The following is an 18472-nucleotide window of genomic DNA, read 5'->3' as shown; positions in this document are numbered from 1 at the left end:
TGTTGCCGATGTTATTATCTATACAGTGTTTTATGATATAATTAACACTCTGATTCATGAAATCGTTGAGTTTGTTCTTCCTTTTCTCAAACAACCATTTCAGTTTCTGACCTGATTTTATACCCTGTTTATCATATACAGATTGCAACCTGCTTTTGACTTTGTTCCACCAGCGGTTATAAGACTTTAAACCCCTGCCTTTTATGATGAAGGCAGTCCCATTGGTATCCACACAGGTTGCGAAATTGTTTACCCCTAAATCAATAGATAGATGTTTATTGTAGTCTACATCGACTTTTTCTCCATTATCTCTGTAAACGTATTCTATCTCAAACCACTGTCCGTTATACTTCGGGATTATCCGTACTTCTTTTATGTGTTTACCTATTATATTTTCAGGTAACTTGAAATACAGATATTTAACACCATAATTTTTGTAGAAATCCCTGCCCATAGACAGCCTGATATTATCATCATCGATTTTGAACATATCTTTTGGAAATATACATACAAACTTACCGTCTTTGGCCAGGTATTCAGGCATTTTAACAGGTCGATTGTAGTTACCCTTTTTTCTCTCACCCAGAATCCTGAAAAACGATTTCATATTCCTATCCACTACCTTCATGGTCTGCTGTGCAACCTGTGATGGCAGCATTTTGTAATTCTCATTGTCTTTTACCAGATGGTAAGCGGATTCATTTTTCAGGTACTTTCTATTTTCAAAATAGTATTGCCTTGTGGTGTACAGCGTGAAATTGTACAGGTTTTTAGACAATTTAGTAATCCTTTTCAGGACTTCATATTTCTGCTTATCCGCTTTGATATGGTTTTTCTGGGTGAAATACATTTTATTATATTTTTTATAATTAAACCATTTAAATGTTACGTTATGTGTTAGACGCTTACATACCCGTGTTTCATTTCAAAGAAATGGAACTCGCATTAAAATCTACAATTTGATGTGATACTAAATACATCGGGGTTTTACGCTTCATTTATAAAATAAGGTTTCTGGAAACATCTGGATATGTAGTACGCAGTAAAAAACCGGGAACAAAAAAGTCTATCTTTATGGAAGTAAAGAGATTCTTGATGTTGTTATAGAACAAATATCCAATGTACGAACTAATGAAAAAAAAGCAAAATCCGAAATTCCGTCCATAATTGAACATTACAATAGTGAAAATCTTAATGAATCCCAGAAACAAAAGATAACGATTATGAGGGGGTATTACAACGATCTCCTAAAAATTGATGATATTCTTGAAGATATGGTCAAAAAGATAGAGGAGATAAAAAAACTCCAGTCATTTATCCGATTTGGGGGCAGGAATTTAATATGAATGAAGTACAAAATACCAATGCGTTGGAAATTGATGTTAGAGACAAATCTATAATCACACTTAACAATATCTGTAAAAGCTACCGAGTGGGGGATATGGAATTACAGATTCTTAAAAACATCAATCTCGATGTTAAAGAGGGTGAATTTGTAGCCATAATGGGTCCATCAGGTTCTGGAAAGAGTACACTTATGAATATAATAGGATGCCTTGATAGACCAACCTGTGGCACGCTTTTTGTTGAAGGTAGAGATATCAGCAAGATGCCGGATGATGAACTTGCAAGGGTCAGAGGTATGGTTATAGGTTTTGTGTTCCAGTCCTACAATCTGGTGCCACGTTTAACAGCACTGGAAAATGTAAAACTTCCAACTTATGCTAATAGCAAGGGAGACATGGACTTTGATAAAAGAGCCAGAGATTTACTTAAAATGGTAAGGCTGGAAGAACGTATGCACTACAAACCCAATAAGCTATCTGGAGGACAATCCCAGAGGGTGGCGGTAGCCCGTGCACTGATAAACGACCCTTCGCTAATATTGGCAGATGAACCAACAGGAAATCTGGATTCACAAACAAGCGATGAGATAATGAAGATTTTAACCGACCTTAACGACAAGGGTCGAACTATTGTTATGATTACTCATGAGCCTGATGTATCTGAATATGCAGGCAGAGTTGTACACTTAAAAGATGGTATAATAGAAGGTTAAAGGTGTTATGGTATGAATTTAAGAAAATATGTTAGTTTGTTCATCTCGTTAATTGTTTTAACGTCCCTTTTCTCAATGTCAACAGCTTCAGTATCGGCATTCCAGCCTAACTGGTTAGATGTTAGTATTTCAAAATACAATCCTTCGCCAGCTCAAATAGGTGAATATGTTGATGTTTGGGTAAAAGTTGATAATGTGGGTTCGGGTAAAGTAGAAGATGTTTCTATAGAAATTGTTCCTGAATATCCTCTTTCACTTGACACTCCTAAAAATTCTGTGAAAAAATTTGGGGTTGTTAACCCTGACAGTTCGGTGGAACATAAATATCGGTTGTATGTTGATGAAAATGCAAAACCTAGCACAAGTGAGATAACAATTCGTTATCGTGGAGAAAGCGAGTCATGGATAGAACAGGAATTTGATATATCTATAGGTACTGATACTTATGATAATATCGGTATTGTCCAGCTTGAAAATGTCCAGACTGAGCCTGAAGTTATGATGCCCGGTGATAAAGGTACAATAAGTTTTACTTTGAAAAATGCAGCTTCACAGAGAACAGTAAAGATAGGCGATGAGATATTTGAAAATAACGTTCGAATTCAGAGAGCTACACTCCAAGGTTGCGACAGGATAGATGTAGAATCAGAATCCTATCAAGGAGGGGGTTTACTTGGTCCGGGAGATTCCATGGAAATCAGTTATAATATAAATGTGGATGAAAATGCAGAAGTAGGAACATGCTATCTTGATCTTTCTATGCGGGGAAGTACTCATGCCTACAACAATAACTGGAGAATACCTGTTACGATTGAATCATCCAGTGTAAAGGTAATTCCTTCTGAACAGTTAAGGATTGAAAATGGGGAAGGTACGCTTGAGTTCGATGTAGCTAATATACGTCCAAATGCCCTGTCTTCAGTAAACGTTGAACTGCAGGCTGAGGGAGTAGAGTTTTCGCCTTCACCATATTTCATTGGTACCATGAACCCAGATGAATTGTTCACCATTGAGGTAGATACCAGTGTTATATCTGATAATATTACAGGTACACGGGAATTAATGATTACAGCAAATTACCGAAACGGAATGAACGAACATGAAAATGTGGTTGCTACCAGGGAACTCAAACTGGTAACCAATGATGAACAGTCAGGTAATATTGCAGCGATAGGTGGGGTATTGGTAATTATAGCCGGTGCAGTAGCCTTTGTGATTTACAGAAGAAGGAAAAATAAAAACCAGTAAACTAAGGGGTAAAAGGTAAGGATCATGTTGAATCCTCTGGAAGCGTTTCGAATTGCAATTGGAAGTATTAACAGTTCTAAATTAAGGTCTTCACTTACAACGCTTGGAATAATAATAGGAGTGGCTGCTGTAATAGCCAATGTATCACTGGGTGCAAGTTTCGGTCAGTATTTTGACGATGAGGTAGGTGCAGTAGGTAATAATTTCATTGGAGTCTATAGTCAGGATGTTAATATATTCCATGATAAGGAACTGGAAACCATAAAAAATGCTCAGGGTGTTGTAGGTGTATCACCTGTTGTTCAGCAATCGGGGAAGGTACAATATTTGTCCAGTACCAGACAGGTGAACGTTCAGGGGGTTACCAGAGATTATGAGGAAGTGGCTAACTTCGATATGGCAGTGGGAAATTTCCTATCTGATAAGGATAAATATACAGCTGTAATCGGGGAAAGTGTATCAAATGATAAATTTGATCGCAGGCTGGCTAATAAGAATTCAATTGATATTACACTTCGAAAGAATGACGGTACAGAAATAACCCGTACTTTCAAAGTGAAGGGCATAATAAAAAGTCCTGAAACCACCTTTGTACAGTCCAGTATTGAACCGGACGAGCGTATATTCATCCCTATATCCACCATGAATGAAATGCTTGGCAGAGATTACTATGGTGGTTTTTTTGTACAGGCTGTCAGTCTTGAAGAAGTGCGTAAAGTATCGGAAAGTATAGATGAACGCCTTGCCCGCAGCCTAGGTGTATCTACAAGAGATATAGATAATGAAGATGTTAAACCCTACACAATCTTTGACCAGCTGGAAATACTGGATCAGGTGGGACAGTTATCCGGAGCTTTGAGTGCTCTTCTTGTGTCGGTTGCTCTGATATCATTGATAGTAGGATCAATTGGCATCATGAACATAATGCTTGTAACGGTAACCGAGCGTACCCGTGAAATCGGGCTGATGAAATCAATAGGATTCACCTACTATGATGTTTTGATGTTGTTCATAGTAGAATCCATAATTGTTGGTATACTGGGAGGTATTCTGGGAACAGTTTTCGGGGTTTCAGGAGCATTAGCTGTTAATAATCTATTGAATCTGCCGAATGTTTTCCCTGTTGAATTGATAATCGCAGGTTTTAGTATCGCTGTCCTTGTAGGATTGATTGCGGGAGTTTATCCAGCAAGCAAAGCAGCAAAGATGGATTCGGTTGTAGCTATAAAATTTGAATGAATCGGGAGTAATTAGATGTTTGGAATATTAGTCTATAATTTAATTATGATTAAGTTAAGGGGGATATAATATTTTAAATATAGGAATGGCTTTCAAGATTGCAGTTGGAAGCATAAGCAGTTCTAAACTAAGGTCAATGCTGACAACACTGGGGATCGTAATAGGAGTTGCAGCAGTTATTGCTAATGTTTCACTGGGAGCAAGTTTTAGCCAGTTTTTTGAAGATGAGATAGGTGCTTCAGGAGATAATTTCATTGTTATCTTCAGTAATGATGTTAATGTTTTTTCTGACAATCAATTTGATTTGTTAAGAAATACACCTGGAATAGTTGGAGCATCACCTGTCATTCAAAAGCCAGCAACAGTTGAATACGGTTCCAGTGAGCGAAGTATTGAGATGTTTGGAACTACAGAAGGTTATGAACGAGTAGGTAACATCAATCTGGAATCAGGAAATTTTTTAAGCGATAACGATAGATATGTTGCGGTTCTTGGCTATGAAATTGCAAATGGCAAGTTTGACAGGGACATATCCAACAGGAATTCAATTGATATAACATTCAGAAGAAATGATGGTACTGAAAGAACTGAAACTTTCAGGGTCAAAGGGATAACCGAAGATAGAGACCCATCTTTTGTAGGGGGAGGTCCAAATCCAGAGGAACGTATCTTTATACCTATATCTACTATGCAGGATATGCTAAATAGAGAAGATTATGGAGGATTCGCTCTTACAGCATCTAGTCTGGAAAATATAAGAGAGATTTCTGATGATGTAGATAAGCGTCTGGCAAGAAGTCTCGGTGTTCCTGAACGACAGCTTGATAACGAAGATGTTAAACCCTATACGATTTTCAATCAGGCAGAGATACTTGATCAGGTAGGTCAGATATCAGCGGGTCTAAGTGCTTTACTTATTTCTGTGGCACTGATATCGCTTGTTGTTGGGTCTATTGGAATTATGAACATCATGCTTGTAACGGTAACCGAGCGTACCCGTGAAATCGGGCTGATGAAGGCGGTAGGATACACCTATTATGATGTTTTGATATTGTTTATTGTAGAATCTGTGGTTATAGGACTTTTTGGAGGTATTATAGGTACAATTATGGGTTTATTGGGTGCATATGGTGCAAATACGTTTCTCGATTTGCCGAATGTATTCCCTGTTGAATTGATAATAATAGGTTTTGGTGTTGCTGTTTTAGTAGGAGTGATAGCTGGTGTATATCCTGCAAGCAAAGCTGCCAAAATGGACCCTGTTGAAGCCTTAAGATATGAATAATTGATAGAGGTAAAAAATCATGGTAGGAATTTTTGGTTTAATAGCTTTGGTTGCAGGTATTGTTTTAGTGGTATTGATGATATGGCTCTGGAAAAACAGTAATCTTTCAACTCTGAAAAAGTCGATATTAAGCCTATTGATTATAGTGGTTTTAATTGCAGGAGTTTTTGGTTCGTTTGCATATGTGCTGATATCTTCAGACCAAGCTTATTATTCAACGGATGGACTAAATCTGGATGAAGTGGATTATGATAAAGTTATCAACAATGCCCGAGAGTCAAGATATACTGTAAATGGTCCATATTTTGTAAATAGTGAAATTGAAAACGCAAATGGATTGTATTCACCTTTATCTGAACTGGAACAGCAATTTGGAAAGGATTATTGGGTAGTAGCTATTAATGGCTATTATACACAGGATACATTTTTTGAATTGAGATTTCCCAGAGATGAGAGTGGGACAAAGGTAACATTTTTTAATGGATCCCAAACTGACCCACATTTTTCCTCATTTAAAAAAGAAAATCTTCCTGATGATGAATGGATTATAGACCGTTTTATGTTACTATTTGATATTGATAAAAACCAATCACAAGATTATCTGAACCAGTTAAAGGATAAAATTAGAAACGTTAACAAAACTTCTGTAGGTATTACAATCCAGAAAACTCCTGATATTAATTCTGTCTATAAATCTTATCAAAACAAAAGTAGCAATATCACATTTTCTCCTACCCATGGTGGTGGTTGGACAACACAGACATTTTACACTGATGGAAACAAATCAAGTTCTATTGATTATGTGGTACCAAACATGAAAATTATCAATCTTGTTGGAGGGGCTGAATATAACATCCAGATTGATAAAATGGGTGGAGTGAATTTAGAAATAGAACTGGATGCAGGAGAACAAATACCTGAAGAAGAATATATACAGGTTTTTAAAAACATGTTTGATAATATAGGGTTGTCGCCAGAAAAAGTAGATGAATTCGAATTTGATTACCGGTCTTCAGTCTGGTAATTTTTATCTATTATTTTTTCAAGTTGTTTGGCTCTTTTTTTCGGTATCTGGTTTTTAACACCTGATGAATTTTTCATTCCACATCCGATGATGTAACCTTTATATCTAAGAGCTACATAACCATTATCCAAACTATTGTTTTCCAGATATTCTCCATTAAAAAGTTTTTTTAAATCGTCTTTGCCCACATCTACAATATTAGTTTTGATATGATTATCAAGATATTGTAGTATGTAGGTCGTGGGTTTCAAACCTTTAAGTTCTGAATCCTTTATTCTTAAAGCCCGTAGCCCGCATGAGATGTTTTTATACTTTGGTTCAAGATTGTACGAAGTTAACCAGATACTGTTTCCTAACAGGTACACATTGTAATTTTTCCAGAAATCGCTGTCCACTCCGAACCTTCCTGAGAAATAAATCTCAAGCCGTTTTTTTAAATTTAGCAACAAAAATCCCTCCAGAATCCAGTTGGTGGGGATAAACTCTGATACAATTTTCCAGTTCTTTTCCAAGTTTTGTATCGTTCCACTCGGTGATTCCCAGAGAATGTGGTAAATTTAAATCTGGTTTTTCCAGTTTCCCATGTTTTAAAAGCTTGGATACCACTATTTCATTTTCTTCGGGTGCAAATGTACAGGTAGAGTAGACAATAGTGCCTCCTGTTTTACATAATCTGAATGCTTTTTTGAGTAAACTTGTCTGTAATTCAGAAATTCTTGTAATTGTTTCAGTGTCAGCACCATTTAAAAGGTCATTATTTTTTCTTGCGTTTCCTTCGGCTGAACATGGGGCATCTAAAAGAACTCTGTCAAATTTTGATTTTTCCGGAATATTTCTTCCGTCTCTTTCAAAAACCTGTACATTTACACATCCAAGACGCGATACATTGGAAAGCAGACTACGGATTCTGTTTTTAGATATGTCATTTGCCAGTATTTCTCCTGTATTGTCCATAAGGGCTGACATTTGAGAAGTTTTACTTCCAGGGGCAGCACACATATCAAGTACTCTATCATAGGGTCTGGGGTTTAGAGCCAAAGGAGGAATACCGGATACAGACTCCTGAACATGGTACTTACCAAGCCAGTGCAGGATGCTTTTTCCCGGTTCAAAACCAACTTTTAAAAATTCATTGTTCCAATCTCTCTGTTCAAAACTGAATCCATTTTGTGTTAATAAACTTTTAATTTCAGGAACAGTAGCTTTGATTGTATTGATTCTTATATCATAGGGTTGTGGAGAATGGATTAACTTTTTAAACCTTTTAAACTCGGGGATAATGTTCCTGTACCTCTCCATGGTATTCCTCTTAATCATGTTTAAAAGTTTGTTTTTTAATATTTGGATAACAAGCAGTTTGATATATTAATTAATAGATACAGTATTTACCTTATCCAAAGGTATTTCTGGTGGTATTAATGGGGGAGGACAGACTAAATCTAAAAGGTATATTTGAAAATAACGAAACCATAGAAAACTCAAAGTCAGTATGTCCCATCTGTCTGGAATTAATAGATTGTAACATAATTTTTTTTAATGGCAGAGTTTATTTACGTAAAACCTGTCCTTTACATGGTTCTTTCAATGTTTTGATTTATTCAGATGCTAAAGACTACATCAACGCGACCAGATACAACAAATTAGGCTCTAAACCTCTACATCATCAAAGTTCAGTTTCAGAGGGTTGTCCCAATGATTGTGGTTTATGTGAAGAACATCGACAGCATACCTGTGTGGGAATTATTGAAATAACAGATATGTGCAACCTTCATTGCCCTGTATGTTTTGCGGATTCCAGCGATACTTATACTTTACCGCTTTCAAAGATTAAAGAAATGATTGACCTTTATGTAAAATGTGAGGGGAATCCAGAAGTATTACAGATAAGTGGGGGCGAGCCGACCCTTCATCCTGATATCTTTGATATTTTAAAATATGCCGGCGAAAAGGGAATTACTTACCCTGTTTTGAATACAAATGGTATTAAACTTGCTGATAGAGATTTTGCTGAAAAAATATCCCGAACAATCCGTAACAGCTGTATGAATGGTATAGGAAACCCTGTTATTTACCTACAGTTTGATGGTCTATCGGATGAGACATACGTAAGTCTTAGAGGGCGACCACTTTTTAATATCAAAATGGATGCACTTGAAAATTGCAGAAAACTGGGTATGAATGTTGCACTTGTTCCTACTATTATAGAAGGAGTAAATGATGATGAAATAGGAGCTATACTGGAAACGGCTTTTGACGATGATAATATAAAAATGGTCAATTTTCAGCCCGCGACTTTTACAGGCAGGAACAAACTCCTGGATAAACACCTGACAATTCCGGATATACTTGAAAAAATAGAGAAACAATCAGGTGGATTGTTAAATAAAAAGGATTTTCTCAATATACCCTGTCCCTATCCGACCTGTTCAGTATGTTCCTATATTTATAATGATAAAATTACGGGTAATCATATTGTACTTACCCGGATGTTTGATAAATCCAGTTATGAAAAATATATCTTAAATCGTGCACTGCCTGACCTTGAATTCACATCACAACTGGAAAAATGTATAAACGCTATAGACTCGCTCCTGTCAATGTCCTCGTTATTGGGGTCTGAAAATTCGGTAAAATCTCTGTGTACATTGTGTCAAAAATCAATACCTGATTCAGCGAATATGGTTGATAACATCACACTGGTATCGGTACATGCATTTATGGATGAGTATAATTTTGATTTAAAAAGAGCGAAAAAATGCTGTGTAACACAAATTCTCCCAGATGGACGGATGATACCGTTTTGTGTATATAACATACTCTACAGAAAGAGTTTACACAAACAATGTGATATCAAGACTATACCCAGAAAGGGTGACAACGGCATAAAAGAGATTGTAAAATATAATTATTCCAGAATTGCAAAAAAGGGCGAGTTATACGGTACAATTTACAGTAGCAAAAAGACACCTGATGATGTCAGCAAACTTTTAGGTTATACAGAGAAGGATATATGTAAAGTACCTGAAAGTTCTAACCTCGGTCTGGGTTGTGGTAATCCTGTTGCACTGGCATCTTTAAACAAAGGGGATACAGTTCTTGACCTTGGTTGTGGAGCGGGTTTTGATTGTTTTCTGGCATCGGATAAAGTTGGTGAAAATGGTTGGATAATAGGTGTGGATATGACACCTGAAATGCTTGAAAAGGCAAAGGAAAACTCCCGAAAAAGAGGGTATTCTAATGTAGAGTTCAGGCAGGGTGAGATTGAGAATTTACCAGTAAATGACAATAGTGTTGATGTTGTATTATCCAATTGTGTAATCAATCTTTCACCTGAAAAAGGAAAGGTGTTTGATGAGATTTACCGGGTGTTGAAACCAGAAGGAAAATTCATAGTGTCAGATATTGTTCTTTTACAGGAAATACCTGAAAAGATAAAGGATTCTGTTCAGGCTTATGTGGGTTGTATCTCGGGTGCAATACTAAAAAGACATTATCTGGATATAATAATGAATACTGGATTTAGTAAAGTAAGTTTGATAGACGAATCAAAAATTCCTATTGATGTTATAGATGCAATTATTCCTGAGCAGGAACAAAAAAAGGTGATGGATGATTTTAATTTAAGTTATGGTAATGTAAAAAGCCTTATTGATAAAGTTATAAGCATCAGGATAGAAGGTAAAAAATAATAATTCGGGTTTAATAAAGAATATTTACTAACCAGACTCCAAGAAAGCGATGAATACGACTAACTTTTTATTTGTTTAAAAATTAAATAAACGCCGGGGCTGGGATTCGAACCCAGGAGTCCCAAAAGGGACAACAGGTCTCGAGCCTGCCGCGTATAGACTCCACGGCAGATATATAGTTACACCGTTGGATTTGTCCGCTCTGCCACCCCGGCATAGTTATTGAATTTGTTCATTTTCAAGTAACTGGTTTACAACGTTTTTATCCATTATATAAGTATCGAGAATTAATAATCCAGAAGTGAACTCTGACCATTTGGACTGGATTTATTTTCTGAAACAGATCTGGATTGTGATTTGTTAACCGTTTTTTCTGGCAGTTCAATCCATCCGTATTGCCCTCCACCACCTGGGTGAAGTATTACATCCCCCTTCCTGAATGCAACAATGGCATCGATTATTCTTTCATCCACGTCAAGAGCTTCAAGTTCTGCATCCACAAGGACTGCTATTTCACTACCAAATTCTTTAATCAGTGTATTCCAGGCTCTTGCCACGCCTTTTGTATTGATGCTGGAGTGTCCCAGTGCTTTCATAATGATTTCTGCAAGCGGTATAAGGTGGATGTATTCCGGCCTGTAGTCTGGATGTTGGGGATTATCAAAATTGGCAAGCTCATTTACCCTGTCATATACACCTTTTTTAATTCTGCCACCGCATGGACACTTCCAGTTTAATGAACTTGCTTTCTCGTAATTATAGTGATTCAAACATTTGGAGCTTACACAGGCGGATTCGTTGTATTTACCTTCTTGTGGGAAGAAACCAACATTAAGTGTGGCATTATAGCCTTCTTTTCTTAATATGGCTTTCTCGATTCCTTCAAAACTGATATCGGTTACTTCAAACCGTGTAAATTCTCTGGCAAGCTTGTTCGACCAAGGGGAATGAGCATCAGAATTGGTAAGAAAGGTTAGTCGGTGCAGTTCCTTAATTCTGTCTGCATAATCACTATCCGCGCTTAACCCTAATTCCACAAAGGATATGTAATCGGTCATGTCACCATAACAGTCTTCAAGTGAATCATGAGCAGCATAGATGGCAGTCCATGGAGTGAATGCATGAGATGGGCCGATTAATGCACCTGTATCTCTTGCGGCTTCAGCGATATCACATCCATCCATTCTGACGGAAGGTCTTCCGTCTGATTCAATGTCACCATGTTTGCCGATGATTTCGGCAAGTTCTTCAGCCTTTGATATTGATGGAAGAATCAATACATGGTGAACTCGATTTTTATCCTCGATTTCGGTTGTAAGCGAAAAATGGGTATCGTTAATCTGGATGTTTTCATCATCTAATGAGGCTTTTTTAATCTCCTGCAGCCATTTGGGATGAGTGCAGTCACCTGTACCAACAAGGTCGATCCCTTTCTTGCCTGCCTCCTCTGCCATTGTCGGTAAATTCATTTTTTGAGAAGTAGCCATTGAATACTTAGAATGTAGGTGGAGGTCGGCATTGATTTGCATAAAAAAGCTCCTTTCAGATGATGTAGTTTATATCTTCATCCTTTTGTGGTAGGTTTCCTGAATCCTGTTGTTCTTTCATTGTCTTAATTTTCTCGACAACTTTTTCCATTTCTTTGGCTCTTTTTTCCAGTTCTTCCTCATCGATTTCGATATCCAGTATCCTGTCAATTACACGCAGTATGGATTGTGCACTTTTTGGGTCTACTATGTATCCTGATGTTAATCCCATAAGACAGGCAGCATCAATATTTCTGAAATCACAAAGGCCAAGAATTAAGCCTGATGCACCAACAATACCATTACCGGGTTCATTTTCTCTGAATTCTACCCCGTAGCCTTCAAGTTCTTCTACAAGATTGATATTGTTTACAGCGCCAATTACGCCTTCATTGTGGTTGAATTCACCTGTAGGAAATCCGCCCAGGGTATATATTTTTGATACACCGAATTCTTCGGCAAGGTCGAGATAAAGGCTGCCAAGTTCATAATGCCCTTCATTTGTTGAACTCTGATGGTCTCCGGCTAATATCAGTATATCCTGACCATTGATATTACAGGCATAGATTTCATTGTTTACAAGCTTTATAGTATTGTCATTGTTTACCAGTACTTGTGGCGGGAAGTATGGAGAATATATTTCTATAACTTTCTCACCTTCCAGATTTTCTATCAGGTGTTCCACTACAAGTTTTCCAACATGACCTACTCCAGGAAGTCCTACAAACATTATGGGATTGTTCAACTGGACGTCATCTTTTAAGCGGATTATTTCTGTTTCCTTCATACTGTGTCCTCGGTTTGCTTATTTTGTCTTCGGTATTTTCCATATCTGTCAGCAGGAGAAAAACGAGCTGGACACGGGTTAACTGTTTTATCACCACAATATGGACAGGATTCTTCCAGTGTATACCTACTGCATTGTTTGCATTTGCGTATTTTATATCCCATTGCAATCAATAAAAATTAATAAAAAAAATTATGCACTGGTTGCTTCAATGTGTCTGTAGAATTCACCTTTTCCACCCAAATCTCTGATGGTGTTTGTAGCAGTTTCAGCAGCATTTTTCAGTGCATTTTCTGCGGTTTTATAATCCGGGGCATTGACTTTGATACGATATCTGGGGGCACCGGTATAACTGATATCAATTTTTACATTGCTGCTGTAGTTTTCCTTTGTACTGTCAGCATCTTTGAGGGCTTTTTTAATATTTTCTATACCGTCTGGTGCGTTGCTTGTAAGGTCTACATATCCAGCAATTTCTACATACGGTATTTTTATATTATCCTGGGCGATTTTGGTTATTTTTTCTTCCAGTGATTTGTCAATTTTTATGTTTTCAAAAGCATCCTCCCCATACATCGCGGCTTCTTCAAATGCCGCATAGGGGCTTCCAAATTCGTCAGTAAATATAGATTTCAGGTTACTCAGTGTTTTTTCATCTGTACCTGTTTCTTCTGCAACAAACTGTAACCATTTGGATGCTTTCTGTTCGTTTTTCCACTGCTGGATTTTTTCACGTTTTTGATGCTCATTGACATCTTTTAATGAAAGGTCTATATGCCGTCTGTTAGGGTCTACTTTCAAAACCTTACAGACAATTTTCTGTCCTTCACGTACATAATCACGGACGTATTTTACCCAGCCGGCTTTGATTTCAGAAATATGGATAAAGCCCTCTTTATCTCCATACTCATCAAGGGTGACGTATGCACCAAAATCAGTCACATTTTTCACGGTGCATACTACAAAATCGCCTACATTTGGCCATTCGTTATTATTTTTGTCCATCATATACCACTATTAGTTCTCTTTTTATTTACTTTTTATTCAAGAACTTCTATGATGTGTGTTTTGATGGTTGATTTACCACCGGTCGGTTCGGCAAGAGTTCTACCGCACATAGTACAGGTAATTTCTCTGCTTGCACTACCAAATATTATCTGTTCATTTTCACAGTCGTTGCATTTTACACGCAAGAATCGGCTTTTTGGCCAGTTAGTACTATTCATATTCGTCCCTCTGTGTTTTGATTATTCTTTGAATTCAAATCGTTTGGTTCTAAAACCTGGTCTCTGATGTGATTTCCCACATTTGGTACAGCTGTATTTAATTCTCACCTTTTTTGTAGGTTTATCTCCACCAGGTACCTTTGAGAACTTTCCATCGTTACCAATACCTGATCTGCGTTTTTTCTGTCTTGTGATGTGGGTCATTGATGATTCTTTACCTTTTTTCGCCTTTTCGATTTTATGTTCTGTATGCATTTTACAGAAAGGGCAATGTGTCCTCATCTTTTTTGGAAATTTCATGATAAACACCTTTTATTACTTCGATAAATTTTAATTGATTTTAATGAGTTGTGCTGCGTTTCGCTTAACAAGTCCGTTGGCATTGGGAGCTGGTAAAACAACAACATCTTCGGAATTTAGTTTATAATTACGACTGTCTACAGCTTTGAATGTAGGTATATCTTTCAATGCTCGGACAACAACGTACTCTTCATTTATATCATTTTTGCTATTGGAACTGGTTTTAGATTCGTTTTTATCTATTTCACTTTTTTCGGATTTTTCGGTATCACTGTTTGATGGAGCGGCAGTGGTTTCCTGTGGATTTTTAACTTCTTCTATCGGCTGCTCTGGTTCTGCATCTGTATTTTCAGTTTGACTGCTACTTTTATCCCTTACTTCAGGATTTATTATGGGTTCAATTAGCTCCTTATGGGATGTATGGATGGCAGAAAGTATGGAATCGTACACCTTTCTTTCTTCAGACAGAAGTTTGTCAAGGTCGTTTTTTGATGGATTTTTGGAAAAAGCATGGGATTTAGCATATGAGGTAATTTTTTTGATTCTGTAGATGAATATATTTTCTACATCAATGATGGCACTTTCCAGTTCATCTTCAAGCATTTTGGATTCTACAGAACGGGGGTTGTTTATGTTTTTAATTTCGTTTTCCAGTTCTATTATGTAGTCCTGGACCCTTTTGTAAAAATCAGGCGGGATTTTGTTAATAGAAGGGTTTCGTTCTTCCCTTAGTTTATTCTTGAGTTCAGTTCGATCCGTATTCAGCACCCCCTCTGCACATTAAATAGATTGCTGCATATTCGGGCAAATCCTGTACACCCTCATCCACATGGTATTTATTACCTTTCATTTCTATAATAGAAGGCTGGGTTACATTTACTGTAATTGGATTATCTTTGAAAACGACAGCATTTTCGAGAGGTTTGAAGTCTTCCAGTTCTGAAGCTGAAAGGGTTGTCACCCTTAAACCTGAACCACCATGAAGTGAACCCGGAACTCTTATAAGACGTTTTACATCAGCAGTAACCGGTTCATCTACATTGGCAATTAAATTATCAACAGCCTGTTTTCCCAAGTGTTCAAATAAATTTTTTGAAGTATTTGATACCATATCGATTTTGCCTTTTTTCAACAATGAAAGTTGTTTTTCATCATTGAAAATGTTGACTAGTTTTTCAGCGGTTGTTTTGCCAACACCGCTAAAATCTGTCAGTTTTTTAATAGGTTTGTTACTGTTAACTATGTTTGAAATGTAGGATATGATATAGCGGTTAATTTTTGCTCCCCATCCTCCATCGTTTTCCGAAGGAAATACAAACATACTTGCATCGCGTCTCCCTGAATCACCGCTAACATAACTTTTCCCTATTATCTGGCTTATATCAAGACCCCTGCCACTGATATAATCTACGATTTCACGTCTTTCAGCACTGCCCAGCGACCTTACAGATGGATGAGATATATGAAAGTGATAACCTCTACCGCCTGAAAATACGATGTTTATATCATCTTCTCCAAACCCAAAATCATCAGATAGAAAATCGTAAAGTTTCAAAGCTTCCTGTTTTACATTCTCCAGCATTTCGGGATATGAATCGGGTACATGGGGGAGGTGGTCTGCATCAAGGTCAAATATTAAATCCGATTGTAACCAGTTCTTATCTTTCATATTGGATGCATTGGGGTATTCATAATACGCTACAGAATAATAAGCGTGTGCTGGAACTGTCCATGAAAAATAGTCCTGTAGTTCACCTGATGATCCGAAAGCCATGTGGCGGCGCATCACAGTTTTTGGCATATCATCAAAGAGGATGAATCCCCATTCACGGGATGTATATTCAGGAGGTAAATGTATATGTGCATCCTGATAATAATCCTGAAACCTTTTTTTTAGAAAACGCAGTGTTTTATCGTTCATGTTGTTGGTTTTTGTCCTGTCTTGTTGATAAGGGAGTACAGATTGTATTCTATACTTATTATTATGGATTTTATTTTATACTTTATTTTTGCCCTATTTTTAAGGATAAACCTTATAGTAGAATCTGACATTTTCTGTCGACTATGAAAAAGAAACAAGAGATGTCAAGTGCTGATATATCCGCCCTTATATCAGAATTATCAGAAGGTTCTAATTCTATAGTTGATTCAAAAATCAACAAGATATACCAGCCAACACCTGATGAAGTCAGAATAAACATTTATATACCCCGTTTTGGCAGGGATAATCTGGTTATCGAGTCAGGAAAACGGATACATTTAAGCAAGCACCTCCGCTCTAATCCTAAAATGCCGGGTCCATTCCCCATGCTTCTTAGAAAACATATAATGGGCGGTCGAATCACTTTTATCAGGCAATACGATTTTGACAGGATTGTGGAGATAGGTATCTCAAAGGGAGATGTCGATACGATACTGATTGCTGAATTCTTCTCACAGGGTAATGTTATTCTTCTTAACAATGAACGCAAAATCATTCTCCCTATGAAGCCCAGAACATTCAGAGGTCGTAAAATTCAGGGCGGTGAGATATATGAATACCCTGAATCCCAGATTAGCCCACTTGAGGCAGAAAAAGATGACCTTGAACAGGCGTTTTCTTCCAGTGAAGATGATGTAGTACGCACAATAGCAACCAGTTTCAATCTTGGAGGACTGCTTGCAGAAGAGGTATGTGCAAGGGCTGGGGTAGATAAAAATAAACCAGTAGATGATGTTACTTTAGATGAAATATCCAAACTTACTGATTCTTTAAAAGATGTATTTACCCCGATTGTTACCGGTGAACTTAACCCCTGTATAATAAAACAGAAAACAAATAATCAATCAGAACATGTTGATGTGCTTCCTTTTGAGCTTGAACAATACAAGAATTATGAAAAAGAATATTTTGATTCGTTCAACAAGGCTCTGGACGAATTCTTCGGAAAAGAGGTTGTAGAAGCTGAAAGAAAAATCCAGGAATCTGCCAAAAAAGAAAAAGTGGATATATATCAGAGACGGCTTCAGCAGCAGCAGGCAGCTATTGAAAAATTTGAAAAAGAAGTCAACAAATACAATTCGATAGCAGAAGCAATATATGCACATTACCCGCTTGTTGAAGAAGTGCTCACTGTTTTGACCAATGCCCGTAAAAGTGGGTATTCATGGGATGATATAAAATCCAAACTTAGAGAAGCGGATAATATCCCTTCTGCAAAATTAATCCAGAGTATAGACCCCAAATCAGGAACAATTGTAATGGACCTTGACGGTACAAAAACAACTCTTGATATCCGTTATTCAGTTCCACAGAATGCACAGACATATTATGAAAAGGCCAAACGGGTTATGAAAAAGCGTGAAGGGGCTCTCCGTGCAATAGAAGAAACAAAACGAATTATGGAAAACAGGGATAAACCTCAGCAACAGACAAGAAAACGTAAAGTAATACGTAAAAAACACTGGTATACACGCTTTAGATGGTTTATATCATCCGATGGATTTCTCGTTGTTGGTGGGAGAGACGCGGATACCAATGAAGAGATATTTAAAAAATACATGGAAAAGCAGGATATTGTGCTCCATACACAGGTTCCAGGAGCGCCACTGGCGATTGTCAAATCAAAACGTTATAATGTTCCTGAGCAGACTATGTATGAGGTGGCACAATTTGTTGTGTCATATTCAAGCATCTGGAAATCGGGACAGTTCAGTGGTGATTGTTACTGGGTGTATCCCAATCAGGTTTCAAAAACTCCAGAATCCGGAGAATTTCTGAAAAAAGGGTCATTTATAATCAGAGGCGCTCGTAATTACTTTAAAAACGTTCCCGTGAGTGTGGCGATAGGACTTGAACTTGAAAATGAAACAAGGGTTATAGGTGGACCATTAGATGCAGTGAAAAAGAATGGAAAATACATAATCGAATTAATGCCTGGGAAGTATAGCCAGAGTGATTTGGCAAAGAAAATATACAAACTATATATGGAGCAGTTAAAAGACGTTCATTTTGTAAAAAACATAGCCTCACCTGACCAGATATCTAATATGCTTCCACCCGGAGAATCCGACATCAAGGATAGAAAGGACTTTTAATTAAACGGAGAG

General features: G+C 37.2%; 18 protein-coding genes and 1 tRNA gene. 7 read left to right on the top strand and 12 right to left on the bottom strand.

The features are described from left to right. A partial coding sequence (locus QZ276_RS01000; RefSeq protein ID WP_292484463.1) for a transposase occupies positions 1-850 on the bottom strand: 850 nt, incomplete at its 3' end. Positions 851-1342: 492 nt separating this feature from the next. On the opposite strand from QZ276_RS01000, the gene QZ276_RS00995 reads away from it, so the two are divergent. The 5 genes from QZ276_RS00995 to QZ276_RS00975 all read left to right on the top strand — a co-directional run bounded on the left by QZ276_RS00995 (position 1343) and on the right by QZ276_RS00975 (position 6855). Further along, entirely contained in the window at positions 1343-2059 is a 717-nt protein-coding gene (locus tag QZ276_RS00995; protein WP_292484461.1) for an ABC transporter ATP-binding protein, read from the top strand. A gap of 12 nt (positions 2060-2071) precedes the next feature. Further along, positions 2072-3307, top strand: a complete 1236-nt coding sequence (locus QZ276_RS00990) for a COG1361 S-layer family protein (RefSeq protein ID WP_292484459.1) — start codon at positions 2072-2074, stop codon at positions 3305-3307. A 24-nt stretch (positions 3308-3331) separates the two neighbouring features. Beyond that, a complete protein-coding gene (locus QZ276_RS00985) occupies positions 3332-4546 on the top strand; it encodes an ABC transporter permease (protein ID WP_292484457.1) in 1215 nt (404 codons plus the stop codon). Between the two features lie 85 nt (positions 4547-4631). Further along, on the top strand, positions 4632-5831 hold the full coding sequence (locus QZ276_RS00980; RefSeq protein WP_292484455.1) for an ABC transporter permease: 1200 nt from the start codon (positions 4632-4634) through the stop codon (positions 5829-5831). A 19-nt stretch (positions 5832-5850) separates the two neighbouring features. Beyond that, entirely contained in the window at positions 5851-6855 is a 1005-nt protein-coding gene (locus tag QZ276_RS00975) for a hypothetical protein (RefSeq protein ID WP_292484453.1), read from the top strand. Here QZ276_RS00975 and QZ276_RS00970 read toward each other — a convergent pair. Both QZ276_RS00970 and QZ276_RS00965 read right to left on the bottom strand, forming a co-directional pair. Then, positions 6834-7301 carry a hypothetical protein gene (locus QZ276_RS00970; protein ID WP_292484451.1) on the bottom strand — a complete coding sequence of 156 codons (468 nt, stop codon included), beginning with the start codon at positions 7299-7301 and terminating at the stop codon, positions 6834-6836. The two genes, QZ276_RS00975 and QZ276_RS00970, sit on opposite strands and share 22 nt — an antisense overlap. Continuing rightward, positions 7276-8172 (bottom strand): RsmB/NOP family class I SAM-dependent RNA methyltransferase, encoded by an 897-nt coding sequence (locus QZ276_RS00965; protein ID WP_292484450.1) that lies wholly within the window; start codon positions 8170-8172, stop codon positions 7276-7278. The genes QZ276_RS00970 and QZ276_RS00965 overlap by 26 nt, the downstream gene beginning before the upstream one ends. Positions 8173-8273: 101 nt before the next feature. Here QZ276_RS00965 and arsM point away from each other — a divergent pair, with 101 nt between their 5' ends. Continuing rightward, complete coding sequence (arsM, locus tag QZ276_RS00960; protein WP_292484448.1) at positions 8274-10544, top strand: arsenite methyltransferase; 2271 nt, start codon at positions 8274-8276, stop codon at positions 10542-10544. 91 nt (positions 10545-10635) lie between these two features. Here the strand turns inward: arsM and QZ276_RS00955 are convergent. The 9 genes from QZ276_RS00955 to priS all read right to left on the bottom strand — a co-directional run bounded on the left by QZ276_RS00955 (position 10636) and on the right by priS (position 16304). After that, positions 10636-10759 (bottom strand) — tRNA-Ser (locus QZ276_RS00955). 72 nt (positions 10760-10831) lie between these two features. Beyond that, positions 10832-12073, bottom strand: coding sequence for a TIGR00375 family protein (locus QZ276_RS00950; protein ID WP_292484446.1), 1242 nt, complete (start codon positions 12071-12073; stop codon positions 10832-10834). Positions 12074-12086: 13 nt separating this feature from the next. Beyond that, on the bottom strand, positions 12087-12857 hold the full coding sequence (locus QZ276_RS00945; protein ID WP_292484444.1) for a proteasome assembly chaperone family protein: 771 nt from the start codon (positions 12855-12857) through the stop codon (positions 12087-12089). Then, positions 12854-13021, bottom strand: a complete 168-nt coding sequence (locus QZ276_RS00940) for an RNA-protein complex protein Nop10 (RefSeq protein WP_292484442.1) — start codon at positions 13019-13021, stop codon at positions 12854-12856. The genes QZ276_RS00945 and QZ276_RS00940 overlap by 4 nt, the downstream gene beginning before the upstream one ends. Before the next feature lie 28 nt (positions 13022-13049). Continuing rightward, positions 13050-13865 (bottom strand): translation initiation factor IF-2 subunit alpha, encoded by an 816-nt coding sequence (locus QZ276_RS00935; protein WP_292484440.1) that lies wholly within the window; start codon positions 13863-13865, stop codon positions 13050-13052. A 32-nt stretch (positions 13866-13897) separates the two neighbouring features. Next, positions 13898-14083 carry a 30S ribosomal protein S27e gene (locus QZ276_RS00930; protein WP_292484438.1) on the bottom strand — a complete coding sequence of 62 codons (186 nt, stop codon included), beginning with the start codon at positions 14081-14083 and terminating at the stop codon, positions 13898-13900. Between the two features lie 21 nt (positions 14084-14104). Then, complete coding sequence (locus QZ276_RS00925; protein WP_292484437.1) at positions 14105-14383, bottom strand: 50S ribosomal protein L44e; 279 nt, start codon at positions 14381-14383, stop codon at positions 14105-14107. A gap of 30 nt (positions 14384-14413) precedes the next feature. After that, positions 14414-15151: a hypothetical protein gene (locus QZ276_RS00920; protein WP_292484435.1), complete on the bottom strand. Its 738-nt coding sequence runs from the start codon at positions 15149-15151 to the stop codon at positions 14414-14416. Beyond that, a complete protein-coding gene (gene priS / locus QZ276_RS00915; RefSeq protein ID WP_292484433.1) occupies positions 15129-16304 on the bottom strand; it encodes a DNA primase catalytic subunit PriS in 1176 nt (391 codons plus the stop codon). The genes QZ276_RS00920 and priS overlap by 23 nt, the downstream gene beginning before the upstream one ends. 143 nt (positions 16305-16447) lie before the next feature. On the opposite strand from priS, the gene rqcH reads away from it, so the two are divergent. Beyond that, entirely contained in the window at positions 16448-18460 is a 2013-nt protein-coding gene (gene rqcH, locus QZ276_RS00910; protein WP_292484431.1) for a ribosome rescue protein RqcH, read from the top strand. Positions 18461-18472 lie beyond the last annotated feature (12 nt).

The sequence above is a fragment of the Methanohalobium sp. genome, from assembly GCF_018609725.1.
In the GTDB taxonomy this organism is placed as follows: Archaea; Halobacteriota; Methanosarcinia; order Methanosarcinales; family Methanosarcinaceae; genus Methanohalobium.
The sequence above is the reverse complement of the archived record's forward strand: the minus strand, read 5'-3'. Positions and strand labels throughout refer to the sequence as shown.

Bases quoted from the DNA above. Each gene is read 5' to 3' on its own strand.
- QZ276_RS00930 (WP_292484438.1), bottom strand. From the start codon at position 14,083: ATGAATAGTACTAACTGGCCAAAAAGCCGATTCTTGCGTGTAAAATGC.
- QZ276_RS00985 (WP_292484457.1), top strand. From the start codon at position 3,332: ATGTTGAATCCTCTGGAAGCGTTTCGAATTGCAATTGGAAGTATTAAC.
- QZ276_RS00940 (WP_292484442.1), bottom strand. From the start codon at position 13,021: ATGGGATATAAAATACGCAAATGCAAACAATGCAGTAGGTATACACTG.
- rqcH (WP_292484431.1), top strand. From the start codon at position 16,448: ATGAAAAAGAAACAAGAGATGTCAAGTGCTGATATATCCGCCCTTATA.
- QZ276_RS00945 (WP_292484444.1), bottom strand. From the start codon at position 12,857: ATGAAGGAAACAGAAATAATCCGCTTAAAAGATGACGTCCAGTTGAAC.
- QZ276_RS00995 (WP_292484461.1), top strand. From the start codon at position 1,343: ATGAATGAAGTACAAAATACCAATGCGTTGGAAATTGATGTTAGAGAC.
- arsM (WP_292484448.1), top strand. From the start codon at position 8,274: ATGGGGGAGGACAGACTAAATCTAAAAGGTATATTTGAAAATAACGAA.
- QZ276_RS00980 (WP_292484455.1), top strand. From the start codon at position 4,632: ATGGCTTTCAAGATTGCAGTTGGAAGCATAAGCAGTTCTAAACTAAGG.
- QZ276_RS00975 (WP_292484453.1), top strand. From the start codon at position 5,851: ATGGTAGGAATTTTTGGTTTAATAGCTTTGGTTGCAGGTATTGTTTTA.
- priS (WP_292484433.1), bottom strand. From the start codon at position 16,304: ATGAACGATAAAACACTGCGTTTTCTAAAAAAAAGGTTTCAGGATTAT.
- QZ276_RS00990 (WP_292484459.1), top strand. From the start codon at position 2,072: ATGAATTTAAGAAAATATGTTAGTTTGTTCATCTCGTTAATTGTTTTA.
- QZ276_RS00935 (WP_292484440.1), bottom strand. From the start codon at position 13,865: ATGATGGACAAAAATAATAACGAATGGCCAAATGTAGGCGATTTTGTA.
- QZ276_RS00950 (WP_292484446.1), bottom strand. From the start codon at position 12,073: ATGCAAATCAATGCCGACCTCCACCTACATTCTAAGTATTCAATGGCT.
- QZ276_RS00965 (WP_292484450.1), bottom strand. From the start codon at position 8,172: ATGATTAAGAGGAATACCATGGAGAGGTACAGGAACATTATCCCCGAG.
- QZ276_RS00925 (WP_292484437.1), bottom strand. From the start codon at position 14,383: ATGAAATTTCCAAAAAAGATGAGGACACATTGCCCTTTCTGTAAAATG.